This window comes from Saccharothrix obliqua (assembly GCF_019375475.1).
GTDB lineage: Bacteria > Actinomycetota > Actinomycetes > Mycobacteriales > Pseudonocardiaceae > Actinosynnema > Actinosynnema obliqua.
Genome location: NZ_JAHXGQ010000002.1, coordinates 197,540 through 224,002, shown reverse-complemented (window position 1 = coordinate 224,002; position 26,463 = coordinate 197,540). Strand labels below are relative to the sequence as shown.

Annotated in this window: 21 protein-coding genes; 14 read left to right on the top strand and 7 right to left on the bottom strand. The window is 72.4% G+C overall.

Annotated elements, in window-relative coordinates; genetic code table 11:
* The first annotated feature begins 2 nt into the window (after window positions 1-2).
* The 4 genes from pstA (at window position 3) to KZQ38_RS06965 (ending at window position 6,151) form a co-directional block, all read left to right on the top strand.
* Entirely contained in the window at window positions 3-1,121 is a 1,119-nt protein-coding gene (gene pstA / locus KZQ38_RS06980) for a phosphate ABC transporter permease PstA (protein ID WP_219439769.1), read from the top strand.
* Window positions 1,118-2,704 (top strand): substrate-binding domain-containing protein, encoded by a 1,587-nt coding sequence (locus tag KZQ38_RS06975; protein WP_219439767.1) that lies wholly within the window; start codon window positions 1,118-1,120, stop codon window positions 2,702-2,704. Before pstA ends, KZQ38_RS06975 begins: the two co-directional genes overlap by 4 nt.
* A 121-nt stretch (window positions 2,705-2,825) precedes the next feature.
* The gene (locus tag KZQ38_RS06970) at window positions 2,826-5,309 is read left to right on the top strand and encodes a hypothetical protein (RefSeq protein ID WP_219439765.1); all 2,484 of its coding nucleotides are present in this window, start codon (window positions 2,826-2,828) and stop codon (window positions 5,307-5,309) included.
* A complete protein-coding gene (locus KZQ38_RS06965) occupies window positions 5,306-6,151 on the top strand; it encodes a sortase domain-containing protein (RefSeq protein WP_219439763.1) in 846 nt (281 codons plus the stop codon). The genes KZQ38_RS06970 and KZQ38_RS06965 overlap by 4 nt, the downstream gene beginning before the upstream one ends.
* Window positions 6,152-6,342: 191 nt before the next feature.
* On the opposite strand, the gene KZQ38_RS06960 is transcribed toward KZQ38_RS06965, so the two are convergent.
* Together KZQ38_RS06960 and KZQ38_RS06955 are read right to left on the bottom strand one after the other, a co-directional pair.
* A complete protein-coding gene (locus KZQ38_RS06960; RefSeq protein ID WP_219439761.1) occupies window positions 6,343-7,380 on the bottom strand; it encodes an esterase-like activity of phytase family protein in 1,038 nt (345 codons plus the stop codon).
* A 93-nt stretch (window positions 7,381-7,473) separates the two neighbouring features.
* Entirely contained in the window at window positions 7,474-8,466 is a 993-nt protein-coding gene (locus KZQ38_RS06955) for a type 2 periplasmic-binding domain-containing protein (RefSeq protein ID WP_219439759.1), read from the bottom strand.
* Window positions 8,467-8,801: 335 nt separating this feature from the next.
* Here KZQ38_RS06955 and KZQ38_RS06950 point away from each other — a divergent pair, with 335 nt between their 5' ends.
* The gene (locus KZQ38_RS06950) at window positions 8,802-9,581 is read left to right on the top strand and encodes a phosphate ABC transporter ATP-binding protein (RefSeq protein ID WP_372452220.1); all 780 of its coding nucleotides are present in this window, start codon (window positions 8,802-8,804) and stop codon (window positions 9,579-9,581) included.
* A 223-nt stretch (window positions 9,582-9,804) separates the two neighbouring features.
* Here KZQ38_RS06950 and KZQ38_RS06945 read toward each other — a convergent pair whose 3' ends face one another.
* Both KZQ38_RS06945 and KZQ38_RS06940 read right to left on the bottom strand, forming a co-directional pair.
* The gene (locus KZQ38_RS06945) at window positions 9,805-10,917 is read right to left on the bottom strand and encodes a hypothetical protein (protein ID WP_308258282.1); all 1,113 of its coding nucleotides are present in this window, start codon (window positions 10,915-10,917) and stop codon (window positions 9,805-9,807) included.
* Between the two features lie 77 nt (window positions 10,918-10,994).
* On the bottom strand, window positions 10,995-12,506 hold the full coding sequence (locus KZQ38_RS06940; protein ID WP_219439755.1) for an alkaline phosphatase D family protein: 1,512 nt from the start codon (window positions 12,504-12,506) through the stop codon (window positions 10,995-10,997).
* Between the two features lie 185 nt (window positions 12,507-12,691).
* Here KZQ38_RS06940 and KZQ38_RS06935 point away from each other — a divergent pair, with 185 nt between their 5' ends.
* The 5 genes from KZQ38_RS06935 (at window position 12,692) to KZQ38_RS06915 (ending at window position 19,172) form a co-directional block, all read left to right on the top strand.
* Window positions 12,692-14,983 carry a molybdopterin oxidoreductase family protein gene (locus KZQ38_RS06935; RefSeq protein ID WP_219439753.1) on the top strand — a complete coding sequence of 764 codons (2,292 nt, stop codon included), beginning with the start codon at window positions 12,692-12,694 and terminating at the stop codon, window positions 14,981-14,983.
* 3 nt (window positions 14,984-14,986) lie between these two features.
* A complete protein-coding gene (locus KZQ38_RS06930) occupies window positions 14,987-15,448 on the top strand; it encodes a hypothetical protein (RefSeq protein ID WP_219439751.1) in 462 nt (153 codons plus the stop codon).
* A gap of 305 nt (window positions 15,449-15,753) precedes the next feature.
* Complete coding sequence (locus KZQ38_RS06925; RefSeq protein WP_219439749.1) at window positions 15,754-16,212, top strand: YybH family protein; 459 nt, start codon at window positions 15,754-15,756, stop codon at window positions 16,210-16,212.
* A gap of 100 nt (window positions 16,213-16,312) precedes the next feature.
* Window positions 16,313-18,484, top strand: a complete 2,172-nt coding sequence (locus KZQ38_RS06920) for an ATP-binding protein (protein ID WP_219439747.1) — start codon at window positions 16,313-16,315, stop codon at window positions 18,482-18,484.
* Between the two features lie 7 nt (window positions 18,485-18,491).
* Window positions 18,492-19,172 (top strand): hypothetical protein, encoded by a 681-nt coding sequence (locus KZQ38_RS06915; protein ID WP_219439745.1) that lies wholly within the window; start codon window positions 18,492-18,494, stop codon window positions 19,170-19,172.
* 7 nt (window positions 19,173-19,179) lie between these two features.
* Here KZQ38_RS06915 and KZQ38_RS06910 read toward each other — a convergent pair whose 3' ends face one another.
* The gene (locus KZQ38_RS06910) at window positions 19,180-19,914 is read right to left on the bottom strand and encodes a phosphotransferase (RefSeq protein WP_219439743.1); all 735 of its coding nucleotides are present in this window, start codon (window positions 19,912-19,914) and stop codon (window positions 19,180-19,182) included.
* 290 nt (window positions 19,915-20,204) lie between these two features.
* On the opposite strand from KZQ38_RS06910, the gene KZQ38_RS06905 reads away from it, so the two are divergent.
* A complete protein-coding gene (locus KZQ38_RS06905; RefSeq protein WP_219439741.1) occupies window positions 20,205-22,040 on the top strand; it encodes a DNA/RNA non-specific endonuclease in 1,836 nt (611 codons plus the stop codon).
* Between the two features lie 27 nt (window positions 22,041-22,067).
* Here KZQ38_RS06905 and KZQ38_RS06900 read toward each other — a convergent pair whose 3' ends face one another.
* A complete protein-coding gene (locus KZQ38_RS06900) occupies window positions 22,068-23,264 on the bottom strand; it encodes an FAD-dependent monooxygenase (protein ID WP_219439739.1) in 1,197 nt (398 codons plus the stop codon).
* Window positions 23,265-23,356: 92 nt separating this feature from the next.
* Between KZQ38_RS06900 and KZQ38_RS06895 the strand changes: the two genes are divergently transcribed.
* The 3 genes from KZQ38_RS06895 (at window position 23,357) to KZQ38_RS06885 (ending at window position 25,028) form a co-directional block, all read left to right on the top strand.
* Window positions 23,357-23,920: a TetR/AcrR family transcriptional regulator gene (locus tag KZQ38_RS06895; protein ID WP_219439737.1), complete on the top strand. Its 564-nt coding sequence runs from the start codon at window positions 23,357-23,359 to the stop codon at window positions 23,918-23,920.
* Window positions 23,921-24,015: 95 nt separating this feature from the next.
* Window positions 24,016-24,219: an MbtH family protein gene (locus tag KZQ38_RS06890; RefSeq protein WP_219439735.1), complete on the top strand. Its 204-nt coding sequence runs from the start codon at window positions 24,016-24,018 to the stop codon at window positions 24,217-24,219.
* Window positions 24,216-25,028 carry a siderophore-interacting protein gene (locus KZQ38_RS06885; RefSeq protein WP_219439733.1) on the top strand — a complete coding sequence of 271 codons (813 nt, stop codon included), beginning with the start codon at window positions 24,216-24,218 and terminating at the stop codon, window positions 25,026-25,028. Before KZQ38_RS06890 ends, KZQ38_RS06885 begins: the two co-directional genes overlap by 4 nt.
* Before the next feature lie 87 nt (window positions 25,029-25,115).
* Here KZQ38_RS06885 and entS read toward each other — a convergent pair whose 3' ends face one another.
* Window positions 25,116-26,381, bottom strand: a complete 1,266-nt coding sequence (gene entS / locus KZQ38_RS06880) for an enterobactin transporter EntS (protein ID WP_219439731.1) — start codon at window positions 26,379-26,381, stop codon at window positions 25,116-25,118.
* Between the last annotated feature and the right edge of the window lie 82 nt (window positions 26,382-26,463).

Below are 26,463 nucleotides of genomic sequence, written 5' to 3'. Positions count from 1 at the left end.
CGATGACAACGCTCGCCGAGCCCGACACCGGGACCGATACGGGCACCACCCCGAACACGGGCGAACCGCCGGAGCAGTCGCCGCGCCGCGTCGGCGGCCGGACGCTGGACGACGTGCTGGCCGCCACCGGCGCCGCGCTCGGCGGTTTCGCCCTGGTCTGGGTGGTGTACGGGAACCTGCTGCCCACGTCGGGGAAGCTCGGTTTCGTCGTGTGCTGGTACCTGGCGTTCCTGCTGCTCTACGCCGGGGTGACCGCGTTGCGCCACCCGCGCGCGGTGATCGCCGACCGGCTCGGCGCGGCCGTCGTGCACGCGCTGGCCGCGTTGCTCGGCCTCGGCCTGGTGCTGGTGGTCGGCTTCACCTTCGCGCGTGGCGCGGAAGCACTGGGGCACGCCAACTTCTGGGTGTCCGACCTGAGCGGCGCCGGTCCGCTGGACCCGTTGGAGCAGGGCGGCGTCCTGCACGCCCTGCTCGGCTCGCTGGTGCAGATCACCATCGCCACCGCCATCACGCTCCCGCTGGGCGTCGCCTGCGCGGTGTTCCTCAACGAGGTGGGCGGCAGGCTCGCCCGGCCGGTCCGCACGGTGGTCGAGGCGATGACCGCGCTGCCGTCCATCGTGGCGGGCCTGTTCATCTACGTGACCGTGCTGGTGTTCGCGGGGTTCCAGCGCAGCGGGCTCGCCGCCGCGCTCGCGATCAGCGTGATGATGCTGCCGATCATCGCCCGCGCCGCGGAGGTGGTGCTCCGGGTCGTGCCGAACGGCCTGCGCGAGGCCGGCCTGGCGCTGGGCGCGTCGCAGTGGCGCACGGTCTGGCGGGTGGTCCTGCCCACCGCGCGGCCTTCCCTGGCCACGGCGTTGATCCTGGGCATCGCGCGGGGCGTGGGGGAGACCTCGCCGGTGCTGCTCACCGCCGGCTACACCACCTACCTGAACGCCGACCCCACCTCGGGACCGATGGTCTCGCTGCCGCTGGTGACCTACACGCTCGCCAAGTCGTCGGAGCGGGTCGACCAGGTCCGCGCGTTCGGCGCGGCCTCCATCCTGCTGGCGTTCGTGCTGCTGCTGTTCGTGATCGCGCGCGTCGTCGCGCAGCGCTCGACCAAGGGGGGACGTCGGTGAGACGACTGGTCCTGGTGCTCCTGCTGCTGGCGGTGTCGGCCGCGCCGGCGCAGGCCGCGCAGTCCTACTACCCGATCACCGGCTCCGGCTCGTCGTGGAGCGAGAACGCCATCAAGCAGTGGATCGCCGACGCGAGCACGATCGGCCTGCCGGTCAGCTACTCCGGTTCCGGCTCCAGCGCGGGACGGCTCGACTTCGCGCAGAAGAAGAACGACTTCGCGGTGTCCGAGATCCCGTTCCAGGGCGTCGACCCGAAGACCGGCAACGCGGACAACGCCAACGGCAGGCCCTTCGCGTACATGCCGATCGTCGCGGGCGGCACGGCGTTCATGTACAAGATCACCGTCAACGGCAAGCTCGTGCGCGACCTGCGGCTGCGTGGCGAGACCGTGACGCAGATCTTCACCGGCGGCATCACCGACTGGTCCGACGACCGCATCACGGCCGACAACAACGGCCGCCGCCTGCCCGCCAAGCGGATCGTGCCGGTGGTGCGGTCGGACGGTTCCGGCACCAGCGCCCAGTTCACGCTGTGGATGGCCAAGCAGCACCCGGACCAGTATTGCCCGTTCTTCGCGCAGCACGTCGACCCGGCACGGCAGTGCGGTCTCACGTCGTACTACCCGACGTTCGGCAACGCGGTCGGGCAGGTGGGCTCCTCGCAGATGGCGGGCTACATCTCCGCCGAGTACGGCGAAGGCGCGATCGGGTACGTCGAATACTCGTACGCGCGGGCGCTGAACTACCCGGTGGCGAAGGTGAAGAACGCGGCCGACTACTTCACCGAGCCGACCGACACCAACGTGGCGGTGGCGCTCCAGTTCGCGCGCATCGAGCGGGACGCGGCGAAGGAGACGTACCTGACGCAGATCCTGGACGACGTCTACACCAGCGCGGACCCGCGCACCTACCCGCTGTCGTCGTACTCCTACATGATCGTCCCGACGTCGGAGGACGGCAAGCTCACCACGCAGTCCGGCCGGTCGCTGGCGAAGTTCGCCCGCGACTTCCTGTGCCAGGGCCAGCAGCACATGGGCAAGCTCGGCTACTCCCCGCTGCCGCTGAACCTGGTCCGCGCGGGTTTCGAGCAGGTGACCAAGGTGCCCGGCGCGGAGCAGGCGACGCTCACGCCCAAGGACTGCAACAACCCGACGTTCGACCCCAACGACCCGGACAGCAACCGGCTGGCCAAGATCGCGCCGATGCCCAAGGACTGCGACAAGGTCGGCCAGGGGCCGTGCGGCAGCGCGGGCGGTCCCGCGCAGAGCGGTCGGGAGGGCGAGGAAGGGCGGACGCCGGACGGGCAGACCGGGCAGCAGCCCGGCGCGGTCGACAACGACGGCGACGGCGTGCCGGACCCGGTGGCGGGCGTCGACCCGGTCACCGGTGAGCAGGTGGGCGCGAACCGCGTCGGGACCGGTGAGACCACGGGCAGCGCCACGGAGCTGGCGGCGGCCCGGTCCGGGGCGACGAGCACCGCGCTGGCCGTGTTGGCGGCGGTGGAACTGGTGCTGGTGCTGCTGGTGCCGACGTTCGTGGCGCGTGCGGTGCGGCGTCGGAGGGCGAGGGGTTCCGATGGGTAGGGCCGTGATGGTGTGGACGTGGTGCTGGCGCTGGCGGTTGTGGGGCGTGGTCAGGGGGCGGCGATGAGCGGGGCTGCGATGGGTGGAGCTGTTCGGGCGTGGTGGGTGAGCGGGAGTTCTGATGCGTAGGGCCCTTGTGGCGGGACTTGTGGTGGTGCTCGTCTACTTGACCGCACCGATGAGCACGGCGGCCGTGGTGGCGCCCGCGCCCGGCGCGCGGCCGGTGACCGCCACCCAGGACTTCGACCAGTGGTACCACCCCGGCGGCGCGACCCGCGGCTCGGTGACCGTCTCGCAGACCGCGGACCTGGTGCGGCAGCGGGTGAAGGTGTCGTGGGAGGGGTTGCGGCCGACCCGCGGCTCCGGCGTAGGCGCGAGCTACCCGGTCGTCATCATGCAGTGCTGGGGCCCCGCGGCGCAGGTGACCCGCGAGCGGTGCTGGGCGGCCGGGCGCGGTATGGAGTTCGGCACGTTCAACGACGCCACCGCGTGGGACCGGGGTCTGTTCGGCGATTTCGGCGACGACAGCGCGAACCTGTCCACCGTCATGTCCTTCACCGCGCGCGACGGCCAGCGCTACTCGTGGGACCCGGTGGCCGTCGACGAAGCCGGGAAGCCCGCCGCGTGGCCGGACGGCTCGGTCCGCGCCGGAGCGCCGCCGGACCTGTCGCCCGACACCTACAACTTCGTGCTGCCGCCCACCCTGCTGGCCGAGACCGGGCCGGACGGCAGGGGCGCGGTGGACATCGAGCTGCTGCCCGGCGACCAGCTGCCCAGCCTCGGCTGCACCGACGCGGCGGAGTGCTCGCTGGTCCTGGTGCCGATCGGCGACCCGCACTGCCTGCCCGACGACCAGCTCCTGCTGGAGGAGTGGGTGGAGTCGTGCAAGCCGGGCGCGGAGTCCTCGTCGTTCCGCGACGCGTCCACCTGGAAGACACCGACCAACTGGGAGCGGCGGTTCGCGTTCCCGCTGTCGTTCCGGAAGACGCAGCAGGTGTGCGGTTCGGACAGCCGCCCCGAGACCAGCGTCACCGGCTCGCCCTACCTGGCGCAGCTGATGGCGAGCTGGCGGCCCCGGTTCTGCCTCGACCGCGGCCTGTTCAAGCTCGGCTACACCAGCCTCGGCGAGGGCGAGGCACGCCGCCAGTTCCACACCAACCTCGAAGAACGGCGGTCCGACGGCGTGAACGCCGTGCTGACCGCGCGGTCGCCGGAGACCGACCCACCGGCGCCCGTGGTCTACGCACCGGTCGCCACGACCGGTTTCACGGTGGGCTTCCTGCTCGACCACGCGTCCGGCGGCGAGGTCACCCGGTTGAACCTCACCCCGCGGCTGCTGCTGAAGATGCTCACCCAGTCCTACACCGCCGCCGCGCCGGGCATCGAGACGCACCCGGCGATCGCGGGCAACCCGACGTGGTGGGGCAGCGACCCGGAGCTGTTGCGCGCCAACCCGGGCCTGGAGCTGCGCGCGGTCGGCGTCGCGCCGTCGGCCTACCCGTTGTTCGTCCAGGGCGACCTGGACCTGACGTGGGCGCTCACCGCGTACATCGCGGCGGACCAGGCGGCGACGGCGTGGCTGGCCGGCGCACCCGACGAGGACGGCATGGTCGTCAACCCGAAGTACCGCGCGCAAACCCTGCCGTACGCGCAGTTCGAGCTGCGGGACGACTGGCGGGTGCCCGGGAGCGCGCCCGCGTACAAGGACCAGTTGTGGTTCAACCTGGTGGCCAACCAGGTGTCGTCCGTGGTGAGCGCGGCGGTGGCGTTGGTGCAGGCCCGCCCGACCGCCACCACCAACGAGACCATCGACAACGGCCAGACGGTGTACAAGCGGCCGGAGCGGCAGCAGACCGGCAGCCGCGCGTTGCTCGCCATCACCGACCTGGCGGACACGTCGGTGTTCGGCCTGCGCTCGGCGGCGCTGCGGACGCCGGCGGGCAACTTCGTCCAGCCCGACCAGGACTCGATGGCGTTCGGGTTGCGCGCCACCGCGCTCGACCCGAAGACCGGCATCCTCACCGTCGACCAGGCCAAGCTGGACGGCCGGGCGTACCCCGGCACGACAGTGGTCTACGCGGGCGTGCCGACCAGCGGGCTGCCCCGGTCGGAAGCCGACAACTACGCCACGTTCCTGGAGTACGCGGCCGGACCGGGCCAGGAGTACGGCACCGCCGTCGGCAACCTGCCGGTGGGGTACCTGGCGTTGAGCGAACCGCTGCGCAAGCAGACCCGCGAGGCCGCGGCGGCGGTGCGGCGGCAGCAGGGCGAGGTGCCACCGCCACCGCCGGAGCTGGCCCAGGACCCGGCGGGCGGCCTGCTCCCGCCGCCGGCGAACCCGGTGCTCGACGAGGCGGGCACGCCGCCGGCCGCCGCGTCGCCGGTGGTCACCACCACCGCGCCGCCGCCGTCGAGCGCGACGCGGCCGGTGACGAGCGTGGCGACGCGTGCGGACACGTCCTCGTTCGGGCGGTGGCTGCTGCCCTCCCTGCTCGGCATCGGGTTGCTCGCCGGGGTGCTCGCGCCGGTGGTGTCGGCGGCGGGCACGCCCGGCCACCCGGTGCGGCGGTGGGCCGCCCGGCTGTTCCGCCGGGGTGGCGCGTGAGGTCGCCGCTGGAGGTCGTGCTGCTGCGGCGCGTCCTGCTGGTGCTCTCCGTGCTGCTGCTGGACTTCGCGGCCTACCTGCTGCTGATCGGTCCCATCCGGTACGAGCGGGGGCAGGACCTGAGGTACGCGCAGGCACGCGAGGAGCTGGCCGCCATCGAGATGCCGACCAGCGGCGCGATCGAGCCGGGTCACCCGGTGGCCGTGCTGGAGGTGCCGGGCCTGGGCCTGACGCAGGTCGTGGTGGAGGGCACGGCGGGCGCGCAGCTCGCCGAAGGACCCGGGCACCTGCGGACGTCGCCGCTGCCCGGCCAGGCCGGGGTGGCGGTGGTGATGGGCCGAGCGGTGACGTCGGGCGGGCCGTTCAAGCACATCACGGCGTTGCGCGAGGGTGACGAGATCAACGCGACCACCGGCCAGGGCCGGTTCACCTACCGCGTCGACCGAGTGCGCCGCGACGGCGACCCCACCCCGCCGCCGGTGGCGCGCGGCAAGGGCAGGCTGGTGCTGGTGACCGCGGAGGGGGAGGACTTCCTGGGCCTGCCGCTGCGCGCCGATCGGGCGGTGTACCTGGACGCCACCCTGCTCGACCAGGCCGCGCCGGCCGGCGCGCGGCCCGCCGTGCTGCTGCCGGAGGAGAAGCCGATGAGCCACGACCCCGGCGGCCTCGTGCCGCTGGTGTTGTGGTTGCAGGTGTTGCTGGCGGCGGTGGCGGCGGCGGTGTGGGCGGTTCTGCGGTGGGGGCGGTGGGAGACCTGGATGGTGGGTGTCCCGGTGTTGTTGGCGGCGTCGTGGCAGGTGTTCGAGCACGCTTCGGTGGTGCTGGTGCCGAATCTGCTGTGAGCGGGTGGTGGGAGCCGCGGTGAGTGGGTGGTGCGAGCTGCGGTGAGCGGGTTGTCGGGCTTGCTGTCGGGTTGTCGAGCTTGCGGTTAGTTTATTCCATTAGTGATTTCAGTGTGGACTTAAAGCAGCTTGAGCTTGCCGGTGGTTGCGGGGCCTTCCCCCCTTTGTGAAGCGGGGAAGGCCCCGTTGCGTCAGAGCAGCCGGACCTTCACCGCGATCAACTGCGTGTGCTGACGGCGGTCGAGGCCGTTGTCCGACACGAAGACCAGCGTGCGGGTGCCGTCCGCGAGCGTCGGGCCCCACGTCGCGGCCTCCAGGTCGTCCACCCGCTTGAGGCCCAGCCGGGTCAGGTCGAGCACCAGGCGCTTGGTGACCGGGAGGAAGCTCTGCCCGGCCAGCGCGGGCAGGTCGGCCACGTTCGTCGCGCCGAGCGCGAAGTCGATCTCGTACAGCTTGGCGGAGTTCGCGCCCGCCTGCTCCAGCACCAGGAAGCGGCTCTCGTCGAGGCTCAGGATCTCGCTGATGCCGTTCTCCGCGCGGTACGCGAACTGCACGAGGGGGTCGCCCGACGCGCGGTCGTGCAAGGTGAGTCGGATGGCGTCGCCGTCCTGCGCGAGAGGCCCGCGCAAGGCGGTCAGGACCTGCCCGCCGTCCGGGGTGAGAGCCAGGCCGGACAGCGAGAGGCCGCGTTGCGCGCCCTGCCCGTCGACCGCGACCTTCTGCACGTCCGGCGTGGCGAACCGGCCCACGTGCGTGCCCTTGGCCGTCGCCTCGCGCACCGCCGGGTCGGTCTTCAGCCGGGTGGTGCGCTCGCCCGCGTCGGCCCACAGCACCCGCCGGGTCGCGGCGTCGTAACGCAGCGCCTGCGGGTCGGCACCGGCGATCCGGCCGCCGTCGGCCTCGCGCAGCCGGCTCACACCGGTCAGCACGGGCTTGGGGCAGTTGCCGTGCAGCGTGAACCGGCCGGTGTAGAAGCGGGTGTCGCCGCGGTCGTCGGAGAGCAGCCGGAAGCCGCCGCTCGCCTGGTCGTAGTCGACGCCGGTGATGCCGCCGACGGTGGTGCCCGCGTATCTCGTGGTGCCGGGGAGGTTGTGCTCGCCGATCAGGCTGAATTCATAGCCGGGAGTGGTGATCGGGGTGGAGCCGGTCTGGGTGGCATCGGCGTGGGCGGACGTGGGGAGGGTGATGGCGATAGCCGTTGCGACGCTGATAGCTGCGATGGTGCGCATATCTCTGCTTTCTGGTGGAAGGGAGAGCCCGGCGCTTTCTGGTGGAAGGGAGAACCCGGCGGCCCTATGGCCGCCGGGCTCGAGAAGAGAAGGTCAGTTGCGGTCGACCCCGCAGTTGCTGGACAAGCGGAAGCCCGCCGTCTTCACGGCGTTCTTGGCGGCGGCGTTGGTGCAGATGTAGCCGAGGCTCCCGAAGAACGACGAGAACTTGGCCACGGTCTTGTCGGCCTTGCGGATCACGTTGAACAGCGGCCGGTCGTACGCCACGACACCACCGGTGGTGACGGCCTGGCCGTCGATCGGGCTCACGCGGGCGGTGACGTTGGCGGGCAGGCCGACCGGGCGGACCGAGTCGTCCACCGAACCGACCTTGATGGTGGTGACGCCCACGGCGCGGCCGACCGAGAACGGCGCGATCGCGTTCGGGTCACCGACCAGCGGGGCGGCGCTGTGCTCCTGCACGGGGTTGCCGCCGAACGTGTCCTTCGCGCACGTGCCCGGCGTGGTCACGCCGATGCTGGCGAGGAAGAACGAACGGGTGCCCGACCCCGCCTGCGGGAGGTAGGCGGTGTAGGCGCAGTCCGGGCTGCCGGCGGCCGACGAGTAGAGCTTGTTCAGTGCGAGGGTGGTCAAAGTGGTGGGGACGTTGGAGGTGGCGGCCGTCGCGAAGGTGACGGTGTCCCGCCCGAACTCGATGAAGGCGTAGTTGGCCTCGGAGCCGTCCGCCTTCGGCGTCCGCGAGGAGCGGGCGTAGTCGATGTTGTGCGCGGTGCCGTCGGCGATCAGCGCGGAAATGCCGGCCGAAGAGCCGTTCGGGCGGGTGATGGTGGGCGCACCCGCCTTCGGCGTGATCGTGCCGCCACCGGTGGCGTGCCACGAGTAGACCTTGGCGGCCGGGGTCGGGGTCTTGGCGTTGTACAGGTCGCCCAGCTTCTGGGCCACGTCCTGCGTGGTGTCCGAGCCGACGCCGACGAGGTCGCCGGCGGCCGGGGTGACGGACGGGTCCGCCTGGGCGGTGCCCGCGAGCACGGCGACCGCCGCGGCACCCGCGACCAGCACGGCCGCCGACTTCAACGTGGAGCGCATCGGGAATCTCCTTGTCCCTCAACGATTTCCTGGCCCCCGGTGGGGGCGTGGAGAACGTTGCCGCACGTCACCGCGCTGGAACCACCACCCGCCGGGGAAGGTTGCGCTCTCGCGCCTCACCCGGTGGGTGAACGCACAGCCAACGTGGTCGACGGCCATGTCGGGTGCACGCGTGGTTCACCTCGGATTTCGGCGTGGGGCCTACGGTCGCGCACGTGCAGCAGACTGAGGGGGGCCGCGTGGAGGTCGGGGCGGGGGTCGGTGGGAAGGTCGGCACGGGGGTCGGTGGGGAGGCTGGCGAGGTGGCAACAGGGACTGCCCTGTTGCCGGAGCGCATCACCGGAGCGACCCTGGACGCGGTGGACGTGACGGCGTGGTTCGGCGCGCGCAAGGTGCTGGACCGGGTCTCGCTGACCATGGACGCGGGAACGGTGACCGCCCTGATCGGACCCTCCGGCTGTGGCAAGTCGACCTTCCTGCGGATCCTGAACCGGATGCACGAGCTGGTGCCGTCGGCGGCGCTGGCGGGTGAGGTCCGGTTGGACGGCGCGGACATCTACCAGGCGGGCCGACCCATCACCGAGACCCGCCGCCGCATCGGCATGGTGTTCCAGAAGCCCAACCCGTTCCCGGCGATGTCGATCGCCGACAACGTGACGGCCGGGTTGAAGTTGACCGGGAAGTCCGTGTCGCGCGGCGAGCGCGAGGAGTTGGTGGAGGAGTGCCTGACGCGGGCCGGGCTGTGGAACGAGGTTCGTGACCGGCTCCGTCAGCCGGGTGGGGCGTTGTCCGGGGGTCAGCAGCAGCGGCTGTGCATCGCGCGGTCGTTGGCGGTGCGGCCCGACGTGCTTCTGATGGACGAGCCGTGTTCGGCACTGGACCCGACGTCCACGCGCCGCATCGAGGAGACCATCGCGGAGCTGCGGACGCAGGTGACGATCGTGATCGTCACGCACAACATGCAGCAGGCGGCCCGTGTGTCGCAGAGGTGCGCGTTCTTCCTCGCGGAGAACGGGGAGCCGGGGCACATCGTGGAACAAGGGGACACGGACGGGGTGTTCAACTCGCCGGTGGACTCGCGTACTTCGGACTACGTGCATGGGCGGTTCGGCTGAGTCCGGGGGTTTTAAAAGCGACGCTCGCCGCTTGGCAGACCGCCAAGGAGAACTGTCAAAGCGCCGTCGTGCTCTCCCCGCATGACCTGGTCAAGACAACCACACTCGTTCCCTGGGCGCAAACGAAAAGCGTGTTTGCGCCCAGGGAACGAGCGCGGTTCGCTGGCGCGCAGGCCATACGGGGAGAACACGACGGGGGTGCACTGTGGTGGGGCAACCAGGTTTACCAGGAAGTGTTCTGCCAGCCGGTGCCCAGGTAGATCTGGTCGAAATTGTTGCCGTCGTTGTCGTCGGTGTACACGACGGTGATCAAGCCCCACGCGTCTACGCCTAGTGCGGGCTCGTCCTGCTTGCCGATCGCGGTCTGGACCGTGGGTTGTCGGGCCAGTCTGCCGGTTGTCGTGCCGTCCGGGTTGAAGCCCTGCACGTGGATGTCGGCGTTGGTTGTGGTTGCTACTGCTGACGATCGCTGGTCGTCGATGCCGATCTGCGGGTCTGTGCCGGGGGTTGTCGTGTCCACTGCGGATTGTGGTGTGGCGGTGGCGTTGAACGAGCGGGTTGCTGTTTGCGGTGTGCCGGTGTGGTTGGTTTCCCAGGCTATGGCGAAGTCGCCGTTGAAGTTCGCTGCCACCGACGCGTTGCGTTGCTGTCCGTCGGTCGCCGCGTTCGCCACGTCCTGTGCCACCTTCACGCTGCCCGTGGGGGTGAGTACCTTGCGGCTGATGTTGAACGCGCCGTTGGCGTCGGCGTCCTCGTCCCAGACGACGATCGCGTTGCCCGCCGCGCCCATGGCCACGTCCGGTCGTTGGTGCGTGCCGCCGTTCGCGTGCGCCTGTACTTCGTACGTCTTCGACGTCACGGACGCGAATCCCGCTACTCGCACGGTCGGGTTGGTGGTGGACTGCTTGTCCTCCCAGGCCACCGCGAAGCCCGCGGAATCCGGGTCTGCCGCGACCGCGGGTCGGCTCTGCTGTCCGCCCGTCTCGGCGTTCGCCCTCGCGGAGCCCGCCACTGTGCCGTCGGTGCGCACCACGCGGACCGCGATGTTGTAGTAGCCGTTGCCGTCCGGGTCTTCCGACCACGCGACGACCGCGCTGCCGTCGTCGTGGAGCGACACGTCCGGCTGCACGTGCGTCCAGTTCCCGGTGCCGCCCGCCGACAACTTCTTCTCGTACTGGGAGACCCCGTTGCGGTACAGGCGGAGCCAGATGTCGCTGTGCAGGGGGTCTTCGGGAGCGGCGTTGTCCCGGTCGTCCTCCCAGACCACTGCCGTGTAACCGGAGCGGACGGCGGATACGGCCGCGTTGTCCTGGTCGCCGGTGGAGGTGGAGTTCACCGTTGTCCATGTCGGTGCGGCGCCCGCGGGTGTGGCGCTCAGGAGCACGAGGATCGCGGTTGTGGCGATGACCTTTTTCACGGCGCCTGCAATCCGGGGTTGCCCGCCTCGATGACGTAGCTCTGCAAGGTCTTCACCGGGTAGTCACGCGTGGTCACCCGGTCCACGAAGCGGAAGTCGACGGCGACCTGCGTCGGTGTGGTGACGGTGCGGACGTAGCCGCGCAGGTTCTTGTAGAACTTCACGTGCGGGTTGAGGTCGGACAGGCCGTTCTCGGTCGCGTTGCCGTCCCCGCCCGAGGTGACCGACGTGGTCACCAGTTCGGTGCCGACGATCCGGTCCTGGGTCTTGTAGTTGTTCATCAGGTTGCTCGCCCACGACCGGTGGACGTCGCCGGTCAGCACGACGGTGTTCCTCAACCCGGCGGCGTCCCAGCCGCGCTGGAGGCGGTCGCGGTTGGCGCTGTAGCCGTCCCACGAGTCCATGGACTTCGCGCCGTCCGCCGACGCCAGCCGTTGCGCGAAGAACACCTGCTGGCCGAGGAAGTCCCAGGTGCCGAGCCGCTGCCGCATCCCGTCCAGCAACCACGCCTCCTGCGCGGCGCCGGTGAGGGTGCGACTCGGGTCGTCGGCTTCCGGGCAGACCTTGGTGCCGTCGCCGCACGCCTGGTCGTCGCGGTACTGCCGGGTGTCGAGCATGTGGAACGTGGCCAAGCCGCCCCACCGGACGCGCCGGTACAACCGCATGTTCTCCGCCACCGGGATTTGCGCGGACCGCAGCGGCATGTGCTCGTAGTACGCCTTGTAGGCCGCGGCGCGACGGGCGCGGAAGTCGCCCGCGGGCGATCCGTCGTTGCGCACCAGGTTGGCGTAGTTGTTCTCTACTTCATGATCGTCCCATACTGGTAGCCACGGCGCGATGGCATGTGCCGCCTGGAGATCCGGGTCCGTCTTGTACTGCGCGTGCCGGACGCGGTAGTCGGCCAGGCCGGAGATCTCGACCGCCGGGGCGTGCTTGCGGACGTTGGTGGTGGACGCCGCGCCCTCGTAGATGTAGTCGCCGAGGTGCAGCACCAGGTGCGGGTGCTCCTCCGCCATCCGGCGGTACGCGGTGAAGTAGCCCGCCTCGTAGTGCGAGCACGAGGTGAACAGCATCGTCAACGCGGGCGACGTGCCGGGCGCGGGCGCGGTGACCGCGCGGCCGGTGGGTGAGATGAAGCCCTGTGCGCGGAACCGGTAGAAGTAGTCGCGGCCCGGCTGGAGGCCGGTCACCTCGACGTGCGCGCTGTGCGCCCACGCGCGGGTGGTGGTGACCGAGCCGGACCGCACCACCCGTGCGAACCGCTCGTCGTCGGCGACCTGCCACTCGACCGGGACGTCCGCGGCGGACATGCCGCCCAGGCCGTCGGCGTTGAGCGGGCTGGGCGCGAGGCGCGTCCAGAGCACGAAGCCGTCCGGCGCGGGTTCGCCGGAGGCGACGCCGAGCGTGAACGGGTAGGCGGCGGCGGTCGCCGTGCCGGACGAGAGCGCGGTGACGCCCGCGCTCGCGATGCCACCGGCGATCAGGGTTCGCCGGGTCAAGGGGGACATGTGCGGTGTGCCTCCTTCCGGGGCGGCGGACGACCGCCGCCCTTCGCGGTGACATGCGCCCGCCGGCACAAATGCGTGACGGGGCGCGCGCATCTTTGGATGCGTACACGCCCAAGGTGATCGTGGGTGGTCGTTTCCGTGTACAGGCGGGTGTCAACTCGCGGTGACGGGGAAACCCACCCCGTATGGCCGAACGCGATGCGGTGACCGACCCGTGGGGCGAGCGCGCGCCGTACGGGCCCGGTGAGGAGTGGCCGGTGCGCGTCGATCAGCACTTGGTGGACATCCCGGACAAATGGGTGCGGACGGCGTCGGTGCTGCACTCCGACGGCGACGCGCTGGACCTCGGCGTGCGGGACGGTCGCCTGGTGGGCGTGCGCGGACGGGCGGAGGACCGGGTCAACCGGGGCCGGCTCGACCCCAAGGACGTGTACGGCTGGCAGGCGAACGCGAGTCCCGATCGGCTCACCCGGCCACTGGTGCGCGAGGGTTCGCGGCTCGTCGAAGCCACGTGGGACGAGGCCATGGACCGGATCACGGCCCGCTCGCGCGAGCTGCTGGCGAAACCCGGCGGCTGGGGCCGGTTCGGGTTTCACACCAGCGGGCAGCTGTTCCTGGAGGAGTATTACACCCTGTCCGTGATCGGGAAGGCCGGGATCGGCACACCGCACATGGACGGCAACACCAGGCTGTGCACGGCCACGGCCGCCGCGGCGCTGAAGGCGAGCTTCGGCACCGACGGGCAGCCCGGCTCGTACACCGACGTCGACCACTGCGACGCGATCGCCCTGTGGGGCCACAACGCCGCCGAGACGCAGGCCGTGCTGTGGAGCCGCGTGCTGGACCGCCGACGTGGTCACGACGCGCCGGCGATGCTCGCGGTGGACCCGCGCGACACCCCCGTGACGGCGGAGGCCGACGTGCACCTGGCGGTGCGGCCGGGCACGAACGTGGCGCTGCTCAACGGGTTGCTGCGGGAGGTGATCGCGCGGGGTCGGGTGGACGAGGACTTCGTGCGGCGGCGGACCCTGGGGTTCGAGGCGTTGCGGGCGACCGTCGAGCCGTACACCAGCGCGCACGTGGCGGACGTGTGCGGCGTGCCCGCCGCCCGGGTCGAGGAGGCGGCGGAACTCGTCGGCACGGCCGACCGGCTGTTCTCCACCGTCCTCCAGGGCTTCTACCAGTCGAACCAGGCCACGGCGGCGGCGTGCCAGGTGAACAACCTGCACCTGCTGCGCGGCATGATCGGGCGGCCGGGTGCGGGGCTGTGCCAGATGAACGGCCAGCCGACCGCGCAGAACACCCGCGAGACGGGCGCGGACGGCGACCTGCCCGGTATGCGCAACTGGGACAACCCCGAGCACATCCGGGAACTGGCCGAGCTGTGGCGGGTGGACGAGGCCGTCATCCCGCACTGGTCGCCGCCCACGCACGCCATGCAGGTCTTCCGGTACGCCGAGCAGGGGTCCGTCGAACTGCTGTGGATCTCCGCGACGAACCCGGCCGTGTCGTTGCCGGAGCTGGCGCGGATCCGCCGCGTCCTCAGCCGCGAGGAGCTGTTCGTGGTGGTGCAGGACATCTTCCTCACCGAGACCGCCCGGCTGGCCGACGTGGTGCTGCCCGCCGCCGCGTGGGGCGAGAAGACCGGCACGTTCACCAACGCCGACCGCACCGTCCACCTGTCCGACAAGGCCGTGGAACCACCCGGCGAGGCGCGCCCGGACCTGGACATCTTCCTGGACTACGCCCGCCGCATGGACTTCCGCGACCGCCACGGCGACCCGTTGATCCGCTGGCACGACGCCGAATCCGCCTACGCGGCGTGGCAGGAGTGCTCACGCGGGCGGCCGTGCGACTACACCGGCATCGGGTACGCGGACCTGCGCAGCGGCAGCGGCGTGCAGTGGGGTGGCGAGCGGCTGTACGCCGAGCGGTTCAACACCGACCCGGACTACTGCGAGTCGTACGGCCACGACCTCGCCACCGGAGCGGAGTTCGGCGCGGAGGAGTACCGGGCGAAGAACCCGGCGGGGCGGGCGTTCCTGCACGCGGTGGCGTACGAACCGGGCGCCGAGACGCCCACCGACGAGTACCCGCTGGTGCTGACCACCGGCCGCACCCTCTACCAGTTCCACACCAGGACGAAGACCGCGCGTGCGCCGGAACTCCAGGCCGCCGCGCCGGAGCCGTGGGTGCAGCTGCACCCCGACGACGCGCGGGAACTGGGCATCGCGGACGGCGACCCCGTGCTGGTGCGCTCCGCGCGGGGCGAGCTGCGCCTGCCGGCCCGCGTCGGCGGCACGCGGCGTGGCGTGGTGTTCGTGCCGTTCCACTACGGGTACTGGGACCTCGACGCGGCCGGGCCGGTGGCCGACGCCGGCCGGGCGGCCAACGAGCTGGTCGCCACCAGGTGGGACCCGGTGTCCAAGCAACCGCTGTACAAGGCGACCGCGGTCGCCGTGGTGAAGGAGGGCTGAGGCGTGCACCTCGCCCACTACCTCGGGCTGCTGCACCGCGCGCAGCTCACCCTCGGCGACGCGTTCCGCGAGGTCGGCGCGGCCCACGGCGACGAGCCGGACGTGGCCGAGCAGTGCGCCCGGCAGGCGCGGCGGTGCGACCGGCACGCCCGCGACCTGGAACCGTTCGCGCGCCGTTACGCCGAGGACGCGCCCGACGAGCCGGAGCGGCTGCACTCCGAGCTGTTCCGCGGCACCCGCACCGGTGGGCTGGGCCTGGTGCGCGACCTGCACGACCTGTACCTGATGGCGACCGAGTGCGAGCTGTGCTGGACCGTCGTGGGCCAGGCCGCGCAGGGGCTGCGGGATGCCGGGCTTTTCGCCGTGGTGCGCCGGTGGGAGGGGGAGACCGCGATCCAGGTGAAGTGGTTGCGCACCAGGATCAAGCAGGCCGCGCCGCAGGCCCTGGTGGTAGCAGCCGACTGAGGGCCGGACCGCGGGAGCCGCGCCGGTGGAGTCCGCGGTCATGCGGTCATGCGGGGGGGTGTGGCAGCCGCGTTGGGTAGGGGCGGCGGTGGTGCGGCGGTCGCGTGGGCGAGGCGGGAGCCGCACCGGTGGAGTCCGCGGTCATGCGGGGGCGGGGTGCGGCAGCCGCGTTGGGCGGGGGCGCCGGCGGAAGCGGCAACCTCGTTGGCGGAGCGCGTGAAGTCCTTTGTGGACGGTAGCCCGGTAAACCGGTTACCCGGTGGGGTGCGCGCGAGTACGCTCCGCGAGATGGAGACGACTCGACCATGTCCGTGAGCGGAGCGCTCCGGGAACTCAACCGCGACGTGTGGGAACCGTTCCGCGGGCACTACCGGAACCTGGACGCCGCGGCCTTCCTCGACCTGCACGAACCCGGCCTCATCCGCGCCGGCGGGGTGATCGGCCAGGTGCTGGGCCACGCCGACTACGCCCGGCAGACCACCGAGTGGTTCGCCCGCGTGGCGGCGGACGGGGGAGCGCTCGACATCCGGTTCCGCTTCGTCGAACGGCTCGTCGGCGCGGATGTGGCCGCTGAGCGCGGCCTCTTCCGCATCGACGCCGTCCGCTCGGGCGAGCCCAAGGTGTTCCACGGCCGGTTCCACGTGTTCAGCCGCCGGTCCGCCGGCCGGTGGCGGATCGCCGTGGACTACGACAGCGACGACGGTGCGACGGAGGAGGCGTTCGCGGCGGCGGTGGACCTGGCGGACGTGGCGGCCTTCGAGTAGCCCGGTTGCCTCGTGCGGGTGGTTGCCGGCCCGGTTCGGGTCGGGACGGCGGCGGGTCTCGTAGCCTCGGAGCCGTCCGGGACGAGGTCGGGAGGCGCCGATGACGGGCCACGACCGGCCACCTGCCGCCGACGCGCGCAACGAGGTGGTCGCCGACCAGGTGCCGGGCGTGGTGGTGCAGGCGGGCGTGGTGACCGGCGGCGTGCACCTCCACGTCGCGGCGCAGCCCCGGCCGGTGCCGCGGCAGCTCCCACCGGCCCCGGCCGGCTTCGTGGGCCGCGCGAACGAACTGGGTGCCCTCACCACCGCCGTGGACCGGGCCTCGGGCGGCGCGGTGGTGATCTCGGCGTTGTCCGGGGTGGGCGGGATCGGCAAGACGTGGCTGGCGCTGCACTGGGCGCACCGGCACGTCGACCGGTTCCCCGACGGGCAGCTGTTCGTCGACCTGCGCGGGTTCAGCCCGGACAGCGAGCCCCTGCACCCCGCGACCGCCGTGCGCGGCTTCCTCGACGCGCTCGGCGTCGACCCCGGCCGCGTGCCCACCGACCTGGCCGCCCGGACGGCGCTGTACCGCAGCCTGCTCGCGGGCAGGCGGGTGCTGGTCGTGCTGGACAACGCCGCCGGCGTCGACCAGGTCGCCCCGCTGCTGCCCGGCACCCCGACCTGCGCGGTCCTGACCACGGGCCGCCGCACGCTCGCCGCGCTGATCGACCGGTACGGCGCACGCCACCTCCACCTGGACGTGCTCTCCCACGCCGAGGCACGCGCCCTGCTGGTCGAGCGCCTCGGCGGCGGGCGGGTGGCCACCGAATCCGACGCCGTCCGGGAACTGGTCGAGCTGTGCGGGCGGCACCCCCTCGCGCTCGCGATCACCGCCCGCCACGCCGCGACCCGCCCGCACCTCCCGCTGGCCGAGGTCGCCGCCGAACTGCGCGACCTCGGCCTCGACGTGCTGGACGACGAGGACCCCGCCGCGAGCCTCCGGGCCGTGCTGTCCTGGTCGCTGCGCGGCCTGACGCCGGCGCAGCGCGCCGCGTTCACGTTGCTCGCCATCGCGCCCGGCCCGGACACGGGCTTCCCCGCGGCGGTGTGCCTCCTCGGGCGGCCGGTGGCGGAAGCACACCGGGTGCTGCGCGTGCTGGCGGACGCCTCGCTGGTCGAGCGCCGCCCCGGCGGGCGTTACGCCATGCACGACCTGGTCCGCGCCTACGCCACCACGCTCGCCGACGACCTGCCCCCGGCGACGCGGTCGGCGGCGCTGGCGCGGGTGGTCGACTTCTACCTGCACACCGCCCGCGGCGCGCAGGGCCTGCTGGCGCCGCACGCCGCGGTGCTCGCGGCGGATCCGCCCGCGCCCGGCGTGCGACCGCACCCGCTGCCCGACCAACCGGCGGCGCTGGCCTGGCTGGGCGGCGAGCACGCCCACCTGCTCGCCGCCCAGCGCACCGCCGCCGCCGAGCACCGGCACGCCGGGGCGTGGCACCTGGCCTGGGCGCTGACCGTCTTCCACCAGCGGTGCGGGCACCTCCACGACGACCTGGCCGTGTGGCGGGTGGCGCTGGACGCCGCCGAGCACCTGCCCGACCCCACGACCCGCGTCCGCACCCTGCGCTTCCTCGGCGGCGCGCACAACCGCCTGGGCAGGCACGAGGAGGCGACCGAGCACCTGCACCGGGCCCTCGTCCTGGCCGAGCACCACGACGACACCGAGCAGCAGGCACACGCGCACCTCGACCTCGCGGCCGCGTGGGAGGTGCGGGGCGACGACCACCGGGCGCTCGACCACGCGCGGCGGTCCCTGGACCTCTACCGCGCCCGGGACGACCCCGCGTGGGAAGCCGACGCGCTCAACCTGGTGGGCTGGTACTCGGCCCGCGCGGGCAGCTACGACGCGGCACGTGAGCACTGCGAAGCCGCGTTGGCCCTCCACCGGCTGCACCACAACCCCGACGGCGAGGCCGCCACGCTGGACAGCCTCGGCTACATCGAGCACCACGACGGCCACCACGACCGGGCCGTCCACCACTACCACCAGGCGCTCGCGCTGTACCGAGCCATCGGCGACACCTACTACTGCGCCGACACCCTCGACCACCTCGGCCACACCCACGTCGCCCTCGACCGGCCCGACCTCGCGCGTGCGACGTGGCAGCAGGCGTTGGAGTCGTGCCGGGAGCAGGGGCGTGATGCCGACGCCGAGCGGATCCAGCGGCAGCTCGACGCGCTCGACGCCCGGCCGGGCACCGGCCACGAGCCGCGGGCGAACCTATGATCACCGCATGGCGCGGACGCGGGTGGTGACCTACGACGGGCTGCCCGCGACCGCGGGTGGCGCGCACTCGCTGCGCGTGAAGCGCCCGCACGAGGCGTTCCGGCGCGTGCGGGACTTCGTCGCGGCCTGCGCCGAACCGCCGTCGTCGCCGGCGTGGGCGTTCCAGGTCGCCGCGGGTGGACCGGAGGAGGCGACGGCGCGGCTGGTGGCGCTCGCGACCGAGCGCTTCGGCGGTCCCCGGCACCGCGCGCGAACCCACACCGAGTGGCACGTCCGACCGGATTCCGCGCCCGGCGCGCTCGACGTCCTCGCCGAAGCGGGCACCGACGCCGTCACCTCCTACGGCCACTCCCTGGCCGCCCTGACCTACCGCACGCCGGTGCGCCTGGTCGACCCGGCGACCGGCGTCCCGTACCCCGACATCACCCCCGACGCGTTCGGTGGCTTCGCGGTGGACGGTTACGGCCGGCTGCTGGGCGAGTCGGGCGTGCGCGCGACGTTCGGCACCGCCGGGTCGTCGCTCTCCCTGTGGCTCAACCTGCCCGCCGACGAACGGCTGCCGGCCGGCGTCCGCCACCTGGCGGACAACCTCCCGTTCCGGCTGTCGGCGAAGCACTGGCGGCTGTGGAGCCCCACGCGTGGCGGCTCCTACCGCTCGGCCAGGACGCCCCTGCCCGGGCAGGGCTGAGCGGCGGTCACCCGTCCCGCAGCGCCGACAGCAGCAACTCGTGGTGCTGCTGGACCAGCGCGCGGTCGGCTTCGGCCCAGTCGACGGCCCGCCGGGCGTGGGCGCGCCGGACCGGGTCGAGCCGGGGATCGTGGAGGTTCGCGGTTTCCGCCACCGCGATGCGCGTCTGCTGCTCGACCATCGCGCCGATGAGCGCACCCGCGTCCACATCGCCGTACCCGTCACGCAGTTCACGCAGGTGCGCGGCCTGGTCCTCGATCGGCACGTGCCCGACCGACTGGACGCACCACGTCCACGCCAGGTAGCCCAGGTCGTCCAGGGCCGAGCCGGGTGCGCACCCCGTCCAGTCGATGAAGGCGACCGGGAGGCCGTCCCGGCAGATGGTGTTGAACGGGCCCGCGTCGCCGTGGACGACGCACTCCCGGTCACCGGCGAGGGGGTGCCCGGCGGTCGCCTCGTGGAGCCGCCGGAGCATCGTCCCGGCGAGCGCGTACGCGCCCTCCGCCCGCTGCGAGGGGTGGTCGGTGGTGTTGCCGGGGAGGTAGCTGAAGACGTCCCGGCCGAGGTCGTCCACGCCGAGGTACCGGGGCGCGTGCGGGTAGCCGACGGCTTCCAGGTGCCGCAGCACGTCGGCGGTGAAGTCCGACCGCGCGCCACGCGTGCGGTGCACGGCGTCGCCGATGCGCACCACCTCGGCCGTGCTGTTGCCGCCGACCAGGCGTTCCCCGGTTGATTCCGCCACCTCGCGATGATCAATTGCCGGGTCCCCGGTGTCAACACCGGGTGGTCGGACCGCGTTCCGGGCGGCATCCTGGCGGTGGTGGGTTTCCCGAAGCCCCGGGTCGACACCCGGCGTTCACCGGCGGGCTGTCACCCGTTGGTGTTAGCGTCTTCGCGCTCGGCCACACTTGATCACGGCGTTTGGCCGTGCGGGTTGCGTTGAACGGGTGAACCGGCTCACCGGTGGCTAACAGCGCTCTGGGGGGCGTCGACAGCAAGGCACCGACGTGCGCACACAGGGGGTTTGCGCTCATGGTCAAGAAGAAGAACGAGAAGCTGCTGGCCGCGCTCAGGCAGTTCGTGCGCACCAAGGGCTCGGATTACCTGCGTGACGACAACGTGTCGTCCATCGGCATCGGCTACAAGGTGGTGGACGGCAAGCCCACGGACGAGGTCGCCGTCCAGTTCACGGTCAAGGAGAAGGCCGCGCCGGAGCAGTTGGAGTCCCTGGGCACCCGGCTGCTGCCCGAGTCGGTCGCCGTGGACGGCGTGACCGTGCCGACCGATGTGCTGCAACGCGACTACAAGGTGAACTTCCAGGTGGTCCCGGAGCGCGCGTCGGGCGACCGGAAGGTCCGTCTCGACCCCGTCGCGCCCGGCGCGAGCGTCGGCAACGTGAAGGTCGCGGCGGGCACCATCGGCTGCATCGTCTACGACCGCGCCGACGGCACGCCTTACGTGCTGTCCAACTGGCACGTCCTGCACGGACCGCACGGCGAGATCGGCGACACCGTCGTCCAACCGGGCCCCCACGACGACAACCGCGCGGACCGGAACCGGCTCGGGCGGCTGGTCCGGTCGCACCTCGGCGCCGCGGGCGACTGCGCGATCGCCACCGTCGAGAACCGCGCGTTCGTGTCCGAGATCCTCGATCTCGGCGTCGCCCTCGACCGGATCGGCGAGCCGGAACTCGGCGACAAGGTCGTCAAGAGCGGTCGCACGACGGGTGTCACGCACGGCGTCGTGCGGCGCGTGGACGCCATCGTGAAGCTCGACTACGGCGGTGCGGCCGGGGTCAAGGAGATCGGCTGCTTCGAGATCGGTCCGGACCCGGCGCGACCGGGTCCCGGCGGCGAGATCAGCACCGGCGGCGACTCCGGCGCGGTGTGGGTCTTCAAGGCGGGCAACGGCAAGACCACCCGGACCATGGCGGGGCTGCACTTCGGCGGCGAGGCGGCGGGCGGCGGCGAGGAGCACGCGTTGGCGTGCCTGCCGCAGTCGGTGTTCGAGAAGCTCGACATCACCCTGCACCCGCCGAAGCCGGAGGCGGTGGCCGCGGCCGAGCGGACCGGGTTCGCGCCCGGGTTCCTCGGCGTCGACGCGGGCCTGCCGGTGCTCGGCGCCGAGGCGCGGGCGGACGCGGTGACCCTGGACGGCAGCGAAGTCCTGGACTACACGCACTTCTCGCTGGCGATGAGCAAGTCGCGGCGGTTCGCGTTCTGGGTGGCGTGGAACATCGACGGCCGGACGCTGAAGACGTTGAACCGCAGCGGCATCCCGTTCGTGCTCGACCCGCGCATCCCGGCGGAGTACCAGGTCGGCGACGAGCTGTACCGGGACAACCGCCTCGACCGCGGCCACCTCGCGCGGCGTGCGGACCTGTTGTGGGGCACCAAGTCCGAGGCGGCGCGCGCCAACACCGACTCGTTCTACTTCACCAACATCACGCCCCAGATGGACGATTTCAACCAGAGCGCGCGGCGCGGGCTGTGGGGCCTGCTGGAGGAGGCCGTGCTGGCCGACGTCGAGGTGGACGACCTGAGGGTCAGCGTCTACGGCGGCCCGGTGTTCCAGGCGGACGACCGGGTGTTCCGCGGCGTGCGGCTGCCGCGCGAGTTCTGGAAGGTCATCGCGTTCGTGGAGAAGGGCGCGCTGAAGGCGCGGGCGTTCGTGCTGACCCAGAACCTGAACCAGCTGGAGTCGCTGGAGCTGGACGAGTTCCGGGTGTACCAGGTGCGGCTGGCGGAGGTGGAGGCGCGGTGCGGCTTCAGCTTCCCGGAGTCGCTGCGGGCCGCGGACGCGTTCGTCGTGCCCGAGGCGGTGGAGGAACGCCGGCCGCTGGACTCGTTGGAGTCCATCGTCTGGTGACGGGCCGCGCCGGGGCGCGGCCCGCGCTCACCTCGGTTGAACGGCCCGCCGCCCGCCGTAGTCCTTGAGCCGCACGGTGTCGTGCAGCCGCAAGCCGTTGGAGTTGAGCTTGGCCAGTGCCCGCCCGATCGGCGCGGGCAGGTGCGTGACGGCCCGGAACCCGTTGCGCAGCAGCCACACGTCCCGCTCGGTGCGCGGCACGATCCGCTGCGCCGACCGGACCGCGAACTCCCGGCTGCGCCGGACGTAGTCGCCCATCTCCCGCTCGTACGCGGCGAACGCGCGCACGTGGTCGCCGTTCGCCGCGGCCAGTTCGCCCGCCAGCACGTACGCGCCGACCACGGCCAGGCTGGTGCTACCGCCCACCGCCGGCCCCGGGCAGTAACCCGCGTCGCCGACCAGCGTGACCCGGCCGCGTGACCACGTGTCCATGCGGAGCTGGGTCACCGAGTCGAAGTAGAACGCGCCGTCACCGCCCAGCCAGTCCGCCACGCCGTCCACGTCGGCGAACGCCGCCCGCAGCATTTCCCGCTGCCGGGCCACGTCCCGGTGGTGGTAGTCCACCCGCTCGCCGTGGAACAGGAACACCGCCCGCGCGTCCGGCAGGTGCCGCGCGGTGTACACGGCGGCGAGCCGGCCGGGTCGGACGTGGGCGGTGGTGCGGCCCTCCGCGCCGAACTCGGCGGGCAGCGACTGGACCGCCAGGTACGCGCCGATGAACTCCTCGCGCACGTCGCCGAACGCCAGCCGCCGCACGTTGGAGTGCAGCCCGTCCGCGCCCACCACGACGTCGAACCGGCGTGGCGCGCCGTGTTCGAACGTCACCTCGCCGTCCGGCGAGATGGACGTGATCGAGTCGCCGAAGACGTACTCCACGTCGTCGCGGCCGGCGTCGTGGAACACCTCGCTCAGGTCGTCGCGCATGATCTCGACGTGCCGGTCCGACACCGCGCCGAACACCCGGCGCAGGTCGACCTCCACCGGGCGCTTCCCCGGGCTGTGCACGGTCATCCAGTCGGTGCCGGTCTTCAGCTCCCGCACGGCGGGCAGCACGCCCATCCACTCGGCGATGTCCATCGCGGGTCGGAACAGGTCGATCGAGTGGCCGCCGGTCTTGCGCAACGCGGGCGCGCGCTCGACCACGGTCACGGCGAAGCCGTGGCGGCTCAGCCAGTAAGCCAGGACGGGGCCCGCGATGCTCGCCCCCGATATCAACACCCGCACGTCCTTCTCCCCTCTACTTACTTAACGGATGGTAAGGAGGGTGGCGGCGTGCCGCAAGGGCTTACCTACCGTTAGGTCGTTATGCTGCGGGAATGTCCAGGAGCAGGTCCGACACGAGGGCTCGGGCGCAGGCGGTGGCGCGCGAGCTGTTCCTCAAGCAGGGGCTCGGGCGCACCAGCCTCCAGGACATCGCCGACCGGCTGGGCATCACCAAACCCGCGCTGTACTACCACTTCGCGTCACGCGAGGACCTGGTGCGCAGCATCGTGCAGCCGCTGGTGGACGACGGCGGCGCGTTCGTGGCGGACGCGGAACGCGCCCGGCCGACGCCACGCGCCCTGCTGGAGGGTTTCTTCGCGCTCCACCACCGCCACCGCGAGGTGGTGACGCTGGTCGTGCAGGAGCTGTCGTCGTTGCAGGACGTGGGCCTGGTCGAGCTGATCTGGGAGTGGCGGCAGCGGCTCGGCCTGCTGCTGGTCGGCCCGGAGCCGAGCCTGGTGGACGAGGTGCGGGCGACGGTGGCGCTGGGCGGGCTCGCCGACTGCGTGATGGTCTACCCGGACGCGCCCTACGACGAGGTGTGCGCGGCCGGGGTGGAGGCGGCGCTCGCCGCGCTCGGCCCGTCGCTGCGGAACGGGCCGGACGGCACGCGCTGAACCGGTCCACAGTGGATGGATGCCCGATCTGCCCGTGGTGGAAGCCCGCGCTCCTGGGTAAGGTGAGCCTAACCAAATAGATTGGGGAGTTGGTCGTGACCAATCCGTTCGACGACGAGGCAGGCACCTTCCTGGTCCTGGTCAACGACGAGGGCCAGCACTCGCTCTGGCCGGAGTTCGCCGAGGTGCCCGCGGGCTGGGCGGTCGCGCACGGCCCGGACACCCGGCAGGCGTGCGTCGAGTACGTGGAGCGCGAGTGGACGGACCTGCGCCCCCGGAGCCTGGTGGAGTCGCCGTGACCGCCGCCGCGCCGGAGGTCGTGCAGTACGACCTCGTGCCCCGCGTGCTGCGGGTGAAGGCGGTCCGCCGGCTGACGCCGCGCATGGTCCGCGTGACGCTGGCCGGCCCGGACCTCGCGGGCTTCCGGGAGGCCGCGCCCGCCGACCACGTCAAGCTGTTCTTCCCCGACGACCGCGACGGTGTGCCGAACATGCCGAAGCTCGGTCCCGAAGGTCTGGAGCGCGACCCGAACGCGCCACGTCCCACGTTCCGGGACTACACCGTGCGGGAGTACCGCGCCGGCGCGGGCGAACTCGACATCGACTTCGTGCTGCACGGCGACGGTCCCGGCTCGTCCTGGGCGGCGGGCGCGGTCGAGGGCAACGCGGTGGGCGTGCTCGGGCCGCGCGGCTCGGTGCTGGTGCCCAAGGGGCTCGACTGGTACGTGGTCGCGGGCGACGAGACCGCGCTGCCCGCCATCGCGCGGTGGCTGGAGCAGGCGGAGGAGGGCGAGCGGATCTACGCGTTCGTCGAGGTCGCCGACGAGAACGAGCAACTGCCCCTGGTGTCGAAGGCCGACGTGCGGTTGACGTGGCTGCACCGCGCGGGCGCGCCCGCGGGCGGCGCGCTGCTGCACGACGCGATCGCGGCGCTGGTGCTGCCCGAGGGCGACGGCTTCGCCTGGGTGGCGGGCGAAGCGGGCGCGCTCAAACCGATCCGCCGCCACCTGCGGGACGAGCGCGGCCTGCACCGCGACGCCTACGACGTGGACGGGTACTGGAAGCGGGGCGAGGAGAACTTCGACCACCACCAGCAGGACGAGGACTGAGATCCGGCGGGCCGGGCGCTGCGTGGCTTGCCGGTCCGCTCCCGCACTGACCCGTAGGGCCGGGGACGCCGCGCGGCGTCCCCGGCCCTACGCGGCGTCCCCGGCCAGTTCGTCGGCGGACGGGTCGAGCAGGCTCGCCCGGCGCAGCGCGGGCATCGCCGCGCCGACGGCGGCGGAGGTCGCCACGCACAGCGCGCCGCCCGCGACCACCGCCGTCAGCGGCCCGACCAGCCGGGCCAGCAGGCCCGCCTCGAAGTTGCCCAGCGCGGGCCCGACGTTCGTCTGCGCCAGCCACAGGCTGCTCACCCGGCCCTGGAGGTGGTCGGGGGTGTTGTGCTGCAACAGGGACCGGCGGAGGATTTCCGAGACCGTGTCGGCCGCGCCGAGCAGCGCCAGCGCGGTCAGCGCGAGCCACAGCGCGCCGCCGCTGAGCCCGAACAACGCCACCGCCGCGCCGCACGCGACGGTCGCGGCCACCAGGTAGCGGCCGGTGTGCCGGACGCGGCCGGTCCAGCCGCTCGCCGACGCGGCGATCATCGCGCCCGCGGCGGGCGCGGCGTACAGGAGGCCGACCACGCCCGCGCCGCCCGCGAAGACCCGTTCGGCGATCTCCGGGAACAACGCGAACGGCATGGTGAACAGGGCGACGCACATGTCGATCAGCAGCAGGCCCGCGACGACGCGGCTGCGCGCCACGAACCGCAGCCCCTCCGCGATGGACCGCAGCGGGCTCTCGTCGACCGGGCCGGTGGGCGGCAGCGGCCGGATCAACGCGACCAGCGACGTGGTCACCAGCGTGGCGACCCCGGTCAGCGCGTAGTTCGCCGACAGGCCGAACGCGGCGGTGAGCGCGCCGCCCAGGGACGGCCCGACGATCGCGCCCAGCTCCGCGGTGATCGCCATCAGCGCGCCCGCCGACGCGAGCTGGTCGCGGCCGACGATCGCGGGCGTGGCGGCCATCAGGGCGGTCGCGCTCAGGCCGTTGAGCACGCTGTTGAGCGCCGCGCACAGGTAGATCACCCAGAGCTGCGCGGGGTCGAGCAACGCGTTCAACGCGAGCAGCGCGAACACCGGCACGACACCGGCCCGCGCCAGCACGATCAGCCGGCGGCGGTCCACCCGGTCCGCGAGCACCCCGCCGGCCAGCGTGCCGACCAGCATCGGCACCATGATGACCACGCTGACCAGGGACACGTGGAGGGACGAGCCGGTGAGGTCGTAGATCTGCACCGGGATGGCGACGGTGGTCAGGCCGAACCCGAACAACGACACCATGCGGGCGATGAACAGGTAGCGGAACTCCTTGCTGTGGCGCAGGGGCGTGGTGTCCACGACCAGATCGCCGAGCCGCATGAGGTCTCCTCGGAGCAATGTCACAGAGCTGATCGGGGAGCGTCGTTACACCCGTGCGTTAGGTTAGCCTCACCTTAACGTG